The sequence below is a fragment of the Pseudomonas sp. Irchel s3h17 genome (genome assembly GCF_900187505.1).
GTDB lineage: Bacteria > Pseudomonadota > Gammaproteobacteria > Pseudomonadales > Pseudomonadaceae > Aquipseudomonas.
Genome location: NZ_FYDL01000004.1, coordinates 235,434 through 249,123, shown reverse-complemented (window position 1 = coordinate 249,123; position 13,690 = coordinate 235,434). Strand labels below are relative to the sequence as shown.

Genomic DNA, 13,690 nt, shown 5'->3' with positions numbered 1-13,690 from the left:
AGCCCCGCTTTTCACTATCATCGAGATGCGGCACGGACTCGCTCAGGTAAAGAGGACAAGAATAATGCAACCTGATTTCTGGAATGATAAACGCCCGGCCGGCGTACCCATCGATATCGATCTGGGTGGCTACAAGTCGGTGATCGAGGTGTTCGAGCGTTCCTGCAAGAAGTTCGCCGACCGTCCAGCGTTCAGTAACATGGGGGTGACCCTGACCTACGCCGACCTGGAGCGCTACAGCGCAGCCTTCGCCGGTTATCTGCAAAGCCAGACCGACCTGGTGCCGGGCGATCGCATCGCGGTACAGATGCCCAACGTCCTGCATTACCCGATTGCCGTGTTCGGTGCGCTGCGTGCCGGGCTGATCGTGGTCAACACCAACCCGTTGTACACCGCGCGCGAGATGCGGCATCAATTCAAGGATTCCGGTGCCCGGGCGCTGGTGTACCTGAACATGTTCGGGCAGAAGGTCCAGGAAGTGCTGCCCGACACCGATATCCAGTTCCTGATCGAAGCGAAGATGGGCGACCTGATGCCCACCGCCAAGGGCTGGCTGATCAATACCGTGGTCGACAAGGTCAAGAAGATGGTGCCGGCCTACGACCTGCCGCAGGCCATTTCCTTCAAGGGCGCATTGCGCATGGGCCGTGGCCAGGGCATCAAGCCACTGAAGGTCAGCCTCGACGACGTCGCCGTGCTGCAATACACCGGCGGCACCACCGGCCTGGCCAAGGGGGCGATGCTGACCCATGGCAACCTCGTGGCCAACATGCAACAGGCCCGCGCGTGCCTCGGCCAACATGGCAAGGATGGCCAGCCACTGCTGCGCGAAGGCCAGGAAGTGATGATCGCGCCGCTGCCGCTGTACCACATCTATGCATTCACGGCGAACTGCATGTGCATGATGGTGACCGGCAACCACAACGTGTTGATCACCAATCCACGGGACATCGCCGGCTTCATCAAGGAGCTGAAGAACTGGCGATTCTCGGCACTGCTGGGGCTCAACACGCTGTTTGTCGCGCTGATGGATCACCCGGACTTCAAGACCCTGGACTTCTCCAGCCTCAAGCTGACCAACTCCGGCGGTACCGCCCTGGTGAAGGCCACGGCCGAGCGCTGGGAAGCCATGACCGGCTGCCGGATTACCGAAGGCTACGGCCTGACCGAAACCTCGCCGGTCGCCTGCACCAACCCCTACGGCGACCAGTCGCGCATTGGCTCCGTGGGCCTGCCGGTACCCGGTACCACGTTGAAGGTGATCAACGACGACGGTGTCGAGCAGCCGCTGGGCGAGCGCGGCGAGCTCTGCATCAAGGGGCCGCAGATCATGAAGGGCTACTGGCAGAAACCCGACGCCACGGCCGAAGTGCTGGATGCCGAGGGCTGGTTCAAGTCCGGCGACATCGCGGTGATCGACCCGGACGGGTTTGTGCGCATCGTCGACCGCAAGAAAGACATGATCATCGTCTCGGGTTTCAACGTGTACCCCAACGAGATCGAGGATGTGGTCATGGCGCACCCGAAAGTGGCCAACTGCGCGGTCATCGGCGTGCCGGACGACCGCTCCGGAGAGGCGGTGAAACTGTTCGTGGTGGCGCGCGAAGCGGGGATCAGCCTCGAAGAGCTGAAGGCGTACTGCAAGGAGAACTTCACTGCCTACAAAGTACCCAAGCACATCGTGTTGCGTGAGTCGCTGCCGATGACACCGGTGGGCAAGATCCTGCGCAGGGAGTTGCGCGACATCGCGTAATGTTTTGTTAGCAGCGCAGCACCAAAAAGGGGCGCCCGAATCCAGGCGCCCCTTTTTTGTCCCTTGAATCTGGCTCGGTTGCCCGAATTAGAGGGTTCGAAGATCGTGTAGAATCTTTACTCTAAAATTGACTATTAAATTGTCTTGAGTCATCAAAGTGACTGTATGGGCTTTCTTTGGCCCTAGTAGGGCTTTTGCAAAGCTGCTACTCTCGGCGCGCTTTGTGACTTCTCGGCCTTAATGTTGTAAGCCAGATTCACCAAAAACACACACCAATAATAATCGCATCAAATGCGGTGAAGAATTCGCGTTGCTGAGGAGTGGGCTTCCATGATCGAAGACTTTTGGAAGGATAAGTACCCAGCTGGGATTGCTGCCGACATCAATCCAGACGAGTATCCGAATATTCAGGCAGTGTTGAAGCAGTCCTGCCAACGCTTCGCCAACAAGCCGGCCTTTAGTAACCTCGGAAAGACACTCACCTACGGTGAGCTGTACGAACTGTCAGGTGCATTTGCCGCTTATCTGCAACAGCATACCGATTTGCAACCCGGTGATCGAATCGCCGTGCAACTGCCGAACCTGTTGCAATACCCGGTCGCCGTGTTTGGCGCCATCCGCGCCGGCCTGATCGTGGTCAACACCAACCCGCTGTACACCGCGCGGGAAATGGAACATCAATTCAACGACTCCGGTGCCAAGGCGCTGGTGTGCCTGGCGAACATGGCGCACCTGGCCGAGGCCGTGGTGCCCAAGACGGGCGTCAAGCATGTCATCGTCACGGAAGTGGCCGACCTGCTGCCGCCGCTCAAGCGCCTGCTGATCAACAGCGTCATCAAGTACGTGAAGAAGATGGTGCCGGCGTTCAACCTGCCCAAGGCCATCAAGTTCAATGACGTGTTGAGCAAAGGACACGGCCAGCCCGTGACCGAAGCCAGCCCGGCCAGCAGCGACGTGGCCGTGCTGCAGTACACCGGCGGCACCACCGGCGTAGCCAAGGGCGCGATGCTGACCCATCGCAACCTGATAGCGAACATGTTGCAGTGCAAGGCGCTGATGGGGTCCAACCTCAATGAGGGTTGCGAGATCCTGATCACGCCGCTGCCGCTGTACCACATCTATGCCTTCACCTTCCATTGCATGGCCATGATGCTGATCGGCAACCACAACATCCTGATCAGTAACCCGCGCGATTTGCCGGCGATGGTCAAGGAACTGTCGAAGTGGAAGTTCAGCGGTTTTGTCGGGTTGAACACGCTGTTCGTGGCGCTGTGCAACAACGAAGGCTTCCGCAAGCTGGACTTCTCGGCCATGAAAGTGACCCTGTCCGGTGGCATGGCCTTGCAACTGGCGGCGGCCGAGCGCTGGAAGGAAGTGACCGGCTGCCCGATCTGCGAAGGTTACGGCATGACTGAAACCAGCCCGGTGGCGACCGTCAATCCGATCCAGAACATCCAGATCGGCACCATCGGCATTCCGGTGCCATCCACCCTGTGCAAGGTCATCGATGATGCTGGCGTTGAACAACCGCTGGGCGCAATCGGCGAGCTGTGCGTGAAGGGGCCGCAGGTGATGAAGGGCTACTGGCAGCGTCAGGAAGCCACCGATGAAATGCTCGACAGCGAAGGCTGGCTGAAGACCGGTGACATCGCGCTGATCCAGGAAGATGGCTATCTGCGAATCGTCGATCGCAAGAAGGACATGATTCTGGTCTCCGGTTTCAACGTGTACCCGAACGAGCTCGAGGACGTGCTGGCTGCGGTACCGGGCGTGCTGCAGTGCGCGGCCATTGGCGTGCCGGACGATAAATCGGGCGAAGCGATCAAGATGTTCATCGTCGCCAAACCGGGTGTAACGCTGACCAAAGAGCAGGTGATGACGCACATGCGCGCCAATGTCACCGGCTACAAGGTGCCCAAGGCTGTCGAGTTCCGCGATGCGCTGCCGACCACCAACGTGGGCAAGATCCTGCGTCGTGAACTGCGCGACGAAGAGTTGAAGAAGCTGGGCGTGAAGAAGTAAGGCGCCGATCACCAAAAAGCCCCGCGGATGCGGGGCTTTTTGCTATCTGCGATACCCGCAGCGCTTGTGTGGCGAGGGAGCTTGCTCCCGCTGGGATGCGAAGCAGCCCTAAAAACTATCGCCGAGTTCATTCTGAATGACCGCAGTAGCATTGTAGGGGGCGCTTCGCGCCCCAGCGGGAGCAAGCTCCCTCGCCACAGTGCTCGCGTTACTGCTGGAACTGCGTGAAATTCACGTTGGTGCCTGCCGGGCGCATGTCCTGCAGGTAGGAGTCCTTGTCGGCGCTCAGTTCCAGGCTCAGGGCCGCCTTGCGCTTGCCTTCGTTGCGCACCACCAGGCCTTCCAGCTTCTCGCGCAGAAACACGGTCGGCACTTTCAGGTGCAGCAGTTCGTCGGTATCGGGTGTGTGCATCAGCAGGTGAACCCACTCGTACTGACCAATGGCCAGACGCGACACCGGGATATCAAACCACCAGATGTTGCGGTTGCGGTTCAATTCGGTGAAGTGGCAGTTGTTCACACCCAGCACTGCACCGCCCAGTTCCTGGTTCCTGCGGGCAATGGCCTGCTTTTTATCGAGTTTCATAACGTTCCTACGGGATTGGTTCTTCAGTGCCATGGCCTGAATACGTGATGCATTCTCCCGGCAAAGCCCGCAAACATAAAGCCCAACCTGCATGGGGTGATGAAATGATGCAGTTAAAACAGATGAAACTCTGCCCAGGGCTCGGCGGTCAATCGCAGCGCACGAGGTTAACCCTGGATGTTCACCGGTAACCACGGCGAACCACTGGGTCGATCGAGTGAACGTCACGGTTGGCGATGGGCTCAAGCCACCGTCGACAAGGCTTGATCGGGTCGCCGGCCCCGGTGCGGTGCAACGGTCATGGGCGGATGGCCGTTTTGACGTCGGCTATTGTCCGCTGGTTGCTACCCTCGAAACTGTTTCAAGGTCGCCAAGTAGGTTACTTTGATGCAACGAACGGCCCTTGAGTCGCCCCCCCTGACTTCAACCCTGTTGCGGCGAAAGGAGACGCTATGTTTTTCCCGGATTTGAAAGGCTTGCCGTTGCACCGTGTGATGATCCGCACCGTCACGGAGTTCATCGCTGACGAGATGTCGACCTATGCCTCGGCGCTGGCCTATCAGATGCTGTTCTCACTGTTCCCTTTCATTCTTTTCCTGATCGCCCTGATCGGCTTCCTGCACCTGCCGGACTTCTTTTCCTGGTTGCGCCTGCAGTCGGAGCTGGTGTTGCCGCCCCAGGCACTGGAGCAGGTCAATCCGGTCATTGACCAGCTCCAGCAATCGAAGGGCGGATTGCTCTCGGTCGGTATCGTCATCGCCTTGTGGACGGCATCGGCGGGTGTGCGGCTGATGATGAGTGCCATGAATGCGGCGTATGACGTGGTCGAGCGCCGCCCGATCTGGAAGCGTTTCCCACTGTCGATCATCTACACCGTTGGCATCGCCGGCATGTTGCTGGTGGCGGCGGCCCTGATGGTGCTCGGCCCGCAGGTGATGGAGTGGATCGCCTCGCAGATCGGCATGCAGGAGGTCATTGTCACGATCTGGACGATTTTGCGCTGGCCGGTGATCGTGATCCTGTTGATGGTGGCCGTGGCGCTGACGTACTACGTGATGCCGGATGTGAAGCAGGAATTTCGCTTCATTACCCCCGGTTCCGTGCTGGCGGTGGTGGTCTGGATCATTGCATCGCTGGGCTTTGGTTTCTACGTGAAAACCTTCGCCAACTACAACGCCATGTATGGCAGTATCGGTGCGATCATCGTGCTGTTGCTGTACTTCTACATTTCCGCGGCGGTCCTGTTGCTGGGCGCGGAGATGAACGCGGTGATCGATCACATGTCGACCGAGGGCAAGGGGCCTGGCCAAACGCCCTTCGGTGAACACGACATCCCCAAACAACACGTATCGGGATTGGGTCGGGATCACTCGCTCAAACCGACCTCTGACGAAGCCTGACGATGATCCGTGAAATTCTCAAAATGGGCGATGAGCGCCTGCTGCGTATTGCCCCGCCAGTACCGGACGAGATGTTCGACAGCCCTGAGCTGTGGCAGTTGATCGACGACATGTTCCAGACGATGGAAAGCGTCGGCGGTGTCGGCCTGGCCGCCCCGCAGATTGGCGTCGATCTGCAACTGGTGATCTTCGGCTTCGAGCACAGCGAACGTTACCCGGATGCTGAAGCCGTACCGCAGACGATCCTGATCAACCCGCTGATCACGCCCCTGCAGCCCACGCTGGAGGAAGGCTTCGAAGGTTGCCTGTCGGTGCCCGGGTTGCGCGGTGCGGTGGAGCGTTACCAGCACATTCGCTATGAAGGTGTCGATCCCAAGGGGCAACCGATCGTGCGTTTCGCGTCTGGGTTCCATGCCCGTGTCGTGCAGCACGAGTGCGATCACCTGATCGGCCGGTTGTACCCGTCGCGAATCAGCGACTTTCGCAAGTTCGGGTTTACCGAGGTGATGTTCCCCGACCTGGACCCTGGGGCAGACGGCTAAGCCGCGTCAGTGACCAGGCCTCGGCCCATTGCAATCATCGGCTTGCTGCGGCTGTAGCGCAGCAGGCGCTCGGCCAGCGCATAAGGCAGCTGCGGGCCGGCGGCGAAGCCGTTGCGTTCATAGAATTGGCGCAAGTCCGGGTGGCAGAACAGCCACACGGGGGCGCTGATCGGCTGCAGCGCCTCGGCCATCAAGGCGCCCGCAATGCCTTGCCCACGACATCCCGGGTCGACAAACAAGCCGGTCAGCCAGAACCCGTCCGCAATCGGCCGTAGACAGAGTCCGGCGATGATTTCGTCGCGTTTGCCAACCCACAATTGCGCATCACGCACGGCTTTCATCGAAGACTGGTGTGTGCGGTAGAACTTGTTCATCAAGGGCCACAGCGGCTCGTCGAGCTGGATGTATCGGGTGTCGGGCATAAAGGGGATCGCCAGTGCGCAAAGCCGGCGATTATAAAAGAACGCGCGCACCAGGATAGGTGTATACCTGACTTCACATCCCGTATGAGTGGAGTACGTATCATGGCCAAAGGCATGGATTCAAAGAAAGCTGCGAAAAAAAAGCCGGCGAAAAGCGCCGATGAAAAACGCGCTGACAAGAAGGCTAAAAAGGTTGGGGTGTTCGGCCATTGAGCCTGCTTTGACGGAGCCCGGCAATCGGGCTCCGTTATCACCTCCAGGCAAATCAGCAATCGATCTGCAAGATTTCCCTGCACCGTGGCACAGAAGGAGAGGGCCAGCGTTGACTGTTGGCTTGCACTTGTTTTGAACCGAGGCATGTCCCATTACGTGATCCACACCTGCCTGAACAAGTCGAACCCCCTTCCCGTGCCGCCACCGTTGTGTTGGCAATCTGTTCCCGGCTGAACCGTTTCTCGTCCAGAAAGCCCTCGGCACCGGCCGGATAAGTCGGTGGTCGAGCCGTTGCTGGCGTCCGGGCGGCTCAAGCGTTTGAGTTTCAGGAACATCGAAAATGGCCTGGTGCTGCCGGTGCACGCGGTGTGGCTCAAAAACCAGCCGCTGCAGAAGGGCGCGCTGGCGTTTGTCGAATTGATGGCCGGGCAGGCCTGAGTGAACGGCATTTGTCGTGCTGGTGCCCACAGCCTGCGTCACTGAGCCGCTGTTACGTACTCTCGCGCACCTTGAGCTCGAAGCCCAGGTCGACCACTGGCCTGGCGATCGTGTTGCCGGCCATCAAGGTCAGCATGTGCTCGGCCGCGCGGCGGCCAATGGCCTCGCGCGGGGTGCTGATGCTGCTCAGGCGCGGCACCATGTGCGCCGAGGCCGGCAGGTCGTTGAAGCCCAGTACGGCCACTTGTTCGGGGACCTTGATTCCGTGGCGCATGGCTTCGAGCAAGGCGCCGTGGGCCAGGTCGTCGTTGCCGAAGAAAATGGCGTCGACCTGTGGGTGGGCCGCCATCATGTGCAGGAACAACTCACCGCCCAGGCCTACCGAGGACGGACGCGGCGTCAGTAGCTCGAGGGCCGGGTCGTAGAGGTTGGCCTGTTGCAGGGCACGGCGGAAACCCTCACCGCGCAGCAAGGTACGCTGGTCGAGTTGTGCACCGATATAGGCCAGGCGCTTGCGGCCTCGCGAAATCAGGTGCCGGGCAGCCGTTTCACCGGCACTGAGCTGCGAGAAACCGACGCAGTTCAGACCGGCGCCGGGGTCAAGGTCCATCATGTAGACGCAGGGGATGTTGCTGGTCTCGACCATGCGCCGGGCACTTTCAGTGCGATCAAAACCGGTCAACAACAGGCCGCGAGGCTGATAGGCCATGTAGTTGCGCAGCAGGTTTTCTTCTTCGTCGCGCGAGTAGTGGTAGTTGCCGATCAATACTTCGAAGCCTTTGGGGCGAAGTACCTGATGAATGGCTTCCAGGGTTTCGATGAACAGCAGGTTCGACAACGACGGCACCAGCACCACGACCGACTGGCTCTGGGCCGAGGCCAGGGCGCGGGCGGCGGGGTTGACCACGTAGTTCAGTTCCAGGGCGGCCTGCTGGACCTTTTCCACCAGCTCGGTGGCAACCGTACTGATGCCGCGCAAGGCCCTGGACGCGGTAATCGGACTGACCCCGGCCAGGCGGGCGACTTCGTTCAGGGTAGGGCGGCCAGTGGTGCGGGTATTTTTATCGTTTTTAGAGGAGGTCATCGGACGGCTTGCCAAACAAAATTCAAGGCACTAAGGTAGCGCTGTCTCGATGCGGCTGCAAATGCTTGAGCAGGGGTTGCCTGATCCCTGCTTTTTGGCGTTGGGAAAGAACCTGCTGCAACCCATAAAAATGACAAGAAGGCGTCGGCAATGCCTGCTTTTGCACGAGAGTTTCCATTGGCAAAGGTAGCGCTGTCTGCGCGCTGAGGTGTTAGATGAGTCAACCAATCACCGCCCTGGTCATCATGGGCGTGGCCGGCTGCGGCAAGTCCAGCGTCAGCGAGGCCCTGTGCCAGCTCAGCGGTGCGACCGGCATTGAAGGCGATAGCTTTCATCCTGCGGCCAATATCGAAAAGATGAGCGCTGGCATTCCCCTGAACGACGACGACCGTGCCGGCTGGCTCGACAGCCTGTGCGAAGAATTGCGTCGTGTCGATGCCACGGGCGGGCACCCGGTGCTGACCTGTTCGGCGCTCAAGCATATTTACCGCGAACGCCTGCGCAGCGCTCTGCCTGGGCTGGGGTTCGTGTTCCTGGAACTGACTCCGGAAGTCGCCGCCGACCGAGTGTCCCATCGTCCCGGTCACTTCATGCCGTCGACCTTGATCGCCAGCCAGTTCGCAACCCTTGAATCACCCGTCGGGGAGCCGTTGACCCTGGCGCTGGATGCATCGACCCACAGTGTCGATGAATTGGCCGTGCAAGCGCACCACTGGTGGCTGGGCCATGGTTTGAAGCTCGCCGTATGAATTTTGCTTTGAAAGGTAGCGCTGTCCTGATGGCTTACAAATTCCCTGCTTTCATAACAACAACAACCAGGAGACACCCCTAATGTTTGGCATGTCCCACGAGACGTTTCTGCTGCTCGATGCAGTGGTCACGGTGATCGGCTTGATTGTCCTGATCACCAAGTTCAAGCTTCACCCCTTTATCGCCCTGATCATCGCTGCAGCCTTCCTCGGGCTGACCTCGGGCATGCCGATCGGCACCATCATCAAGGCATTCCAGGACGGCTTCGGTGGCGTGCTGGGTTTTGTCGGCATCATCCTCGCGCTGGGCACCATGCTCGGCAAAATGATGGCCGAGTCGGGCGGGGCGGATCAGATTGCCCAGACCCTGATCCGTGCTTTCGGCAAGGACAAGGTGCAGTGGGCGATGATGTTCGCCGCGTTCCTGGTGGGCATTCCGCTGTTCTTCGAAATCGGCTTCGTGCTGCTGATTCCGCTGGTGTTCATCGTTGCCCGGCGCACCGGCGTGTCGATCATCAAGATCGGTATCCCGCTGCTCGCCGGTCTGTCGGCGGTCCACGGCCTGGTGCCACCGCACCCGGGCCCGCTGCTGGCCATCGGCGTGTTCGGTGCCGACATCGGTAAAACCATTCTCTATGGCCTGATCGTGGCGCTGCCGACAGCCATCATTGCCGGTCCGATCTTCGGTACGTTCATCGCCAAGCACATTCCCGGTCATCCGAACCAGGAGCTGGTGGATCAACTGGTCCGTGAGTCGGATTCAAGCGAACTGCCGAGCTTCGGCATCACCCTGCTCACCGTGCTGTTGCCGGTGTTCCTGATGCTGCTCAAGACCTTTGCTGACGTGACGCTGCCGGACGGCAACTTCTTCCGCACCTGGATGGACATGATCGGCCACCCGATCTCGGCGCTGCTGCTGGCGTTGCTGTTGTCGCTGTACACCTTCGGTTACAAGCAGGGCATCGGTTCCAGCCAGATGCTCAAATGGCTGGACGCGAGCCTCGCCCCGACCGCCGCGATCATTCTGATCATCGGTGCCGGTGGTGGCTTCAAGCAGATGCTGGTGACAAGCGGTGTGGGTGATGTGATCGGTCACATGGCGGTGAACGCGCAGATTTCGCCGATCCTGCTGGCCTGGCTGGTGGCGGCGGTGATTCGTATCGCGACCGGTTCGGCGACCGTGGCGACCATTACTGGCGCGGGTATCGTGGTGCCGGTGGTGGGGATGATTCCGGGTGTGAACCGTGAGCTGCTGGTACTGGCGACCGGTGCCGGCTCGTTGATTCTGTCCCACGTGAACGACGCGGGCTTCTGGCTGGTCAAGCAGTACTTCAACATGACCGTGGCGGAAACCTTCAAGACCTGGACCGCGATGGAAACCATCCTGTCCGTGGTGGCGCTGGGCTTTATCCTGCTGCTGTCGATGTTCGTTTAAACAGTTTGGAGCAGACACAAAAACCGCAGCGATGCGGTTTTTGTGGGTGAGATTTAACCCAATGTCGAGCAAGCTTTTTGTGGCGAGGGAGCTTGCTCCCGCTCGGCTGCGCAGCAGTCGTAAATCCGTCCACAGTGTTCTATCTGAAAAAACACAGTGATTGGTTTTGGGGCCGCTTCGCGACCCAGCGGGAGCAAGCTCCCTCGCCACAGATGTTTGTTCTCCACAGGTTTTTTGTATGTCAGGCGTTGGTTTTGGTAACCAACCCATCGGCCCGGAACATCCCGCGAATCCCGCGGACAGCCTGGCGAATCCGGTCCTGGTTCTCGATCAGCGCGAAGCGCACGTGATCATCCCCATACTCGCCAAAGCCAACCCCCGGCGAGACGCAGACCTTGGCTTCGGCCAGCAATTTCTTGGCGAACTCCAGCGAACCCAGGTGGGCATAGGCTTCGGGAATCTTGGCCCAGACGTACATCGAGGCTTTCGGGTTCTCGACCATCCAGCCCAGTTCATGCAAGCCCTTGACCAGCACGTTGCGACGTTGCCGATACTGCTCGGCGATATCCTTGACGCACTGCTGATCACCTTCCAGTGCCGCGATGGCAGCCACTTGCAGCGGGGTGAATGTGCCGTAGTCGTGGTAGCTCTTGATCCGTGCCAGTGCGTTGACCAGCTCCGGGTTACCGACCATGAAACCGATGCGCCAGCCCGCCATGTTGTAACTCTTGGACAGGGTGAAGAACTCCACGGCAATGTCCTTGGCGCCCGGTACCTGCATGATCGACGGGGCTTTCCAGCCGTCATAGACGATGTCGGCGTAGGCCAGGTCGTGGACCACCAGCACGTCGTACTGCTTGGCCAGGGCGATGACGCGTTCGAAGAAGTCCAGTTCCACGCACTGCGCGGTCGGGTTCGACGGGAAGCCGAGGATCATCATTTTCGGCTTGGGGATCGAGCCGCGAATGGCGCGCTCCAGTTCGGCGAAAAAGTCCACGCCAGGAATCAGTGGTACCGACCGCACCTGGGCGCCGGCAATCACGGCACCGTAGATGTGGATCGGGTAGCTGGGGTTGGGCACCAGCACGGTGTCGCCCTGGTCCAGGGTGGCGAGCATCAAGTGCGCCAGGCCTTCCTTGGAACCGATGGTGACGATGGCTTCGTTTTCCGGGTCGATGTCGACCTCGTAGCGATCCTTGTACCAGCGCGAAATGGCCCGGCGCAGGCGAGGAATGCCTTTGGACGTGGAGTAGCCGTGGGTGTCTTCGCGCTGGGCGACCGTGACCATTTTTTCAACGATGTGCGGCGGGGTCGCGCCATCGGGGTTGCCCATGCTCAAGTCGATGATGTCTTCGCCACGACGACGGGCGGCCATCTTCAGCTCGGCAGTGATATTGAATACGTAAGGGGGGAGTCGATCTATGCGCGCAAAGCGGCGCGGCGAACCTTGGTCTGCCATTGTTGCCTCTGGAGTACGTAAGCGCCCGGAACCGTCCGAGCGACGCTGGCCACTGCGGTGGCCTGGACGCAAGATAAGGGCGCCGATGACGGCTTGTCCAGTAGCGAAGATCAACTTTTTTCGACGACACTGACCCGCTCGCAGTGGATTGTTGCGGACAAGACACCGTCTTGCCTGCTTCTTGCATAGCTACGCGCCACTGACTCAACCACCTTCGAACGGGATGAAACATGGAGTTTTCCAGCGGCTTTTTGCTGAGCCTTTCACTGTGCCTGGACATCGGCGTGGCCAACATCGCGATGATCACCCTGGCCATGCAGCGGGGGTATTTCCAGGGCTTCGCGCTGGGGCTCGGGACCTGTGTCGGTGACCTGGTTTATGCGGTGCTGGCGCTGGCCGGCATGACCGTGCTGCTGCAGTACTCGGCGGTGCGCTGGGTGTTGTGGGTCGGTGGCTCGGCGTTGTTGCTCTATTTCGCCGCCAGGATGATTTACTCGGCGATCCATCACAGTGCCGTGCTGGCGGAGGCGGGCGAGGTGAGTAGCGGTTCCCATCGTCGAGAGTTCTTTCGCGGGATCTTTCTGGCCATGTCGTCACCCAGTGCCATTCTCTGGTTTGCGGCCGTGGGCGGTACGCTGATCGCCCGTTCCGGGGGCGGCAGCCTGGCCAGCGCCGGGTTGTTCCTGGCGGGGTTCTTTTGTGCCGGGCTACTCTGGTGCGTTGCCTTGTGCCTGGCGGCGACCCAGGGAGGCAAACTGTTGGGCGATAAGCTGCTGCGGTATTCCTATCTGGCATCTGCGGCGATCTTCTGCTATTTCGCGGTCTACGTGATCGTTTCCGGCTATCAGGAGTTTATTGGCTCGACGGGTGTCGAAGAACTTCCCGGGCTCTGATGGGGGAGAATCCGGTTTGCCTTCTATACTCCTTGGCTGAACCCACCTTTGAGCGGCAGGAGTTGATTCATGGATGATCCAAAAAAGGGCGTCGTCGCCGAACCGCGCCTCGAAAAAGGGCATTTCTTGTTGATCGCCGGGCTAGGCGAACGGTTTACCCAGGAGACCACCGAAGGCATTCCCGCTCTCTGGGATAAATTCATCCCCCATATCGGTAAGGTGCCTGGGCAAATGGGCGATGTGACCTACGGCATCTGCTGCAATCCGGATGGCAAAGGCGGTTTTGAGTACATCGCCGGTGTCGAGATCAGCAGGCTCGATGACCTGCCGGAACAGTACCGCTGGATCGAAGTGCAGCCCCAGCACTATGCGGTGTTCGAACACAAAGGCTCACTGGGCGACTTGCCCCGGACCTTTCAGTACATCTGGAAAACCTGGCTGCCGGCGTCGGGCCGTGAAGCGGCGGACGCCCCGGAGTTCGAGCGCTACAGCGCCGACTTCAATCCGCAAACGAGGGAAGGTGTGCTGGAAATCTGGTTGCCGCTCAAGGCGATCTGAACGATGCGAGAGGCGGCGCAGTTACCTGCGGCTCGCCTCTTGATGGCTCACTGTTGGTCTTTGCCGATACGGCGTGCCCGGATCACATCGAACATCAGGGAGATGAAGCCAAAAGCACTGATGGTGAACAGCATCA

General features: G+C 59.7%; 12 protein-coding genes and 1 pseudogene. 9 read left to right on the top strand and 4 right to left on the bottom strand.

The window, feature by feature from the left end:
• Positions 1 to 64: 64 nt before the first annotated feature.
• Complete coding sequence (fadD2, locus tag CKW25_RS07220; RefSeq protein ID WP_095078498.1) at positions 65 to 1,753, top strand: long-chain-fatty-acid--CoA ligase FadD2; 1,689 nt, start codon at positions 65 to 67, stop codon at positions 1,751 to 1,753.
• A 330-nt stretch (positions 1,754 to 2,083) separates the two neighbouring features.
• On the top strand, positions 2,084 to 3,775 hold the full coding sequence (gene fadD1, locus CKW25_RS07215; RefSeq protein WP_095078497.1) for a long-chain-fatty-acid--CoA ligase FadD1: 1,692 nt from the start codon (positions 2,084 to 2,086) through the stop codon (positions 3,773 to 3,775).
• Between the two features lie 208 nt (positions 3,776 to 3,983).
• On the opposite strand, the gene CKW25_RS07210 is transcribed toward fadD1, so the two are convergent.
• Positions 3,984 to 4,361 (bottom strand): hypothetical protein, encoded by a 378-nt coding sequence (locus CKW25_RS07210; RefSeq protein ID WP_095078496.1) that lies wholly within the window; start codon positions 4,359 to 4,361, stop codon positions 3,984 to 3,986.
• 452 nt (positions 4,362 to 4,813) lie between these two features.
• Between CKW25_RS07210 and CKW25_RS07205 the strand changes: the two genes are divergently transcribed.
• A complete protein-coding gene (locus tag CKW25_RS07205; protein WP_095078495.1) occupies positions 4,814 to 5,761 on the top strand; it encodes a YihY/virulence factor BrkB family protein in 948 nt (315 codons plus the stop codon).
• A gap of 2 nt (positions 5,762 to 5,763) precedes the next feature.
• On the top strand, positions 5,764 to 6,303 hold the full coding sequence (def, locus tag CKW25_RS07200; protein ID WP_095078494.1) for a peptide deformylase: 540 nt from the start codon (positions 5,764 to 5,766) through the stop codon (positions 6,301 to 6,303).
• Here the strand turns inward: def and CKW25_RS07195 are convergent.
• A complete protein-coding gene (locus tag CKW25_RS07195; RefSeq protein ID WP_095078493.1) occupies positions 6,300 to 6,725 on the bottom strand; it encodes a GNAT family N-acetyltransferase in 426 nt (141 codons plus the stop codon). The two genes, def and CKW25_RS07195, sit on opposite strands and share 4 nt — an antisense overlap.
• A gap of 489 nt (positions 6,726 to 7,214) precedes the next feature.
• On the opposite strand from CKW25_RS07195, the pseudogene CKW25_RS07190 reads away from it, so the two are divergent.
• Positions 7,215 to 7,376: pseudogene (locus CKW25_RS07190) on the top strand (LysR family transcriptional regulator); the annotation flags it as partial.
• Between the two features lie 52 nt (positions 7,377 to 7,428).
• On the opposite strand, the gene CKW25_RS07185 reads toward CKW25_RS07190, so the two are convergent.
• On the bottom strand, positions 7,429 to 8,460 hold the full coding sequence (locus tag CKW25_RS07185) for a LacI family DNA-binding transcriptional regulator (protein WP_095078492.1): 1,032 nt from the start codon (positions 8,458 to 8,460) through the stop codon (positions 7,429 to 7,431).
• 215 nt (positions 8,461 to 8,675) lie between these two features.
• Here CKW25_RS07185 and CKW25_RS07180 point away from each other — a divergent pair, with 215 nt between their 5' ends.
• Together CKW25_RS07180 and CKW25_RS07175 are read left to right on the top strand one after the other, a co-directional pair.
• Entirely contained in the window at positions 8,676 to 9,209 is a 534-nt protein-coding gene (locus CKW25_RS07180; RefSeq protein ID WP_095078491.1) for a gluconokinase, read from the top strand.
• An 82-nt stretch (positions 9,210 to 9,291) separates the two neighbouring features.
• The gene (locus CKW25_RS07175; protein ID WP_095078490.1) at positions 9,292 to 10,644 is read left to right on the top strand and encodes a GntP family permease; all 1,353 of its coding nucleotides are present in this window, start codon (positions 9,292 to 9,294) and stop codon (positions 10,642 to 10,644) included.
• Positions 10,645 to 10,885: 241 nt separating this feature from the next.
• Here the strand turns inward: CKW25_RS07175 and alaC are convergent, their stop codons facing one another.
• Entirely contained in the window at positions 10,886 to 12,103 is a 1,218-nt protein-coding gene (alaC, locus tag CKW25_RS07170; protein ID WP_095078489.1) for an alanine transaminase, read from the bottom strand.
• A 230-nt stretch (positions 12,104 to 12,333) separates the two neighbouring features.
• On the opposite strand from alaC, the gene CKW25_RS07165 reads away from it, so the two are divergent.
• Positions 12,334 to 12,996 carry a LysE family translocator gene (locus CKW25_RS07165; RefSeq protein ID WP_095078488.1) on the top strand — a complete coding sequence of 221 codons (663 nt, stop codon included), beginning with the start codon at positions 12,334 to 12,336 and terminating at the stop codon, positions 12,994 to 12,996.
• A 69-nt stretch (positions 12,997 to 13,065) separates the two neighbouring features.
• Positions 13,066 to 13,554 (top strand): GyrI-like domain-containing protein, encoded by a 489-nt coding sequence (locus tag CKW25_RS07160; RefSeq protein ID WP_095078487.1) that lies wholly within the window; start codon positions 13,066 to 13,068, stop codon positions 13,552 to 13,554.
• The last annotated feature ends 136 nt before the right edge of the window (positions 13,555 to 13,690 follow it).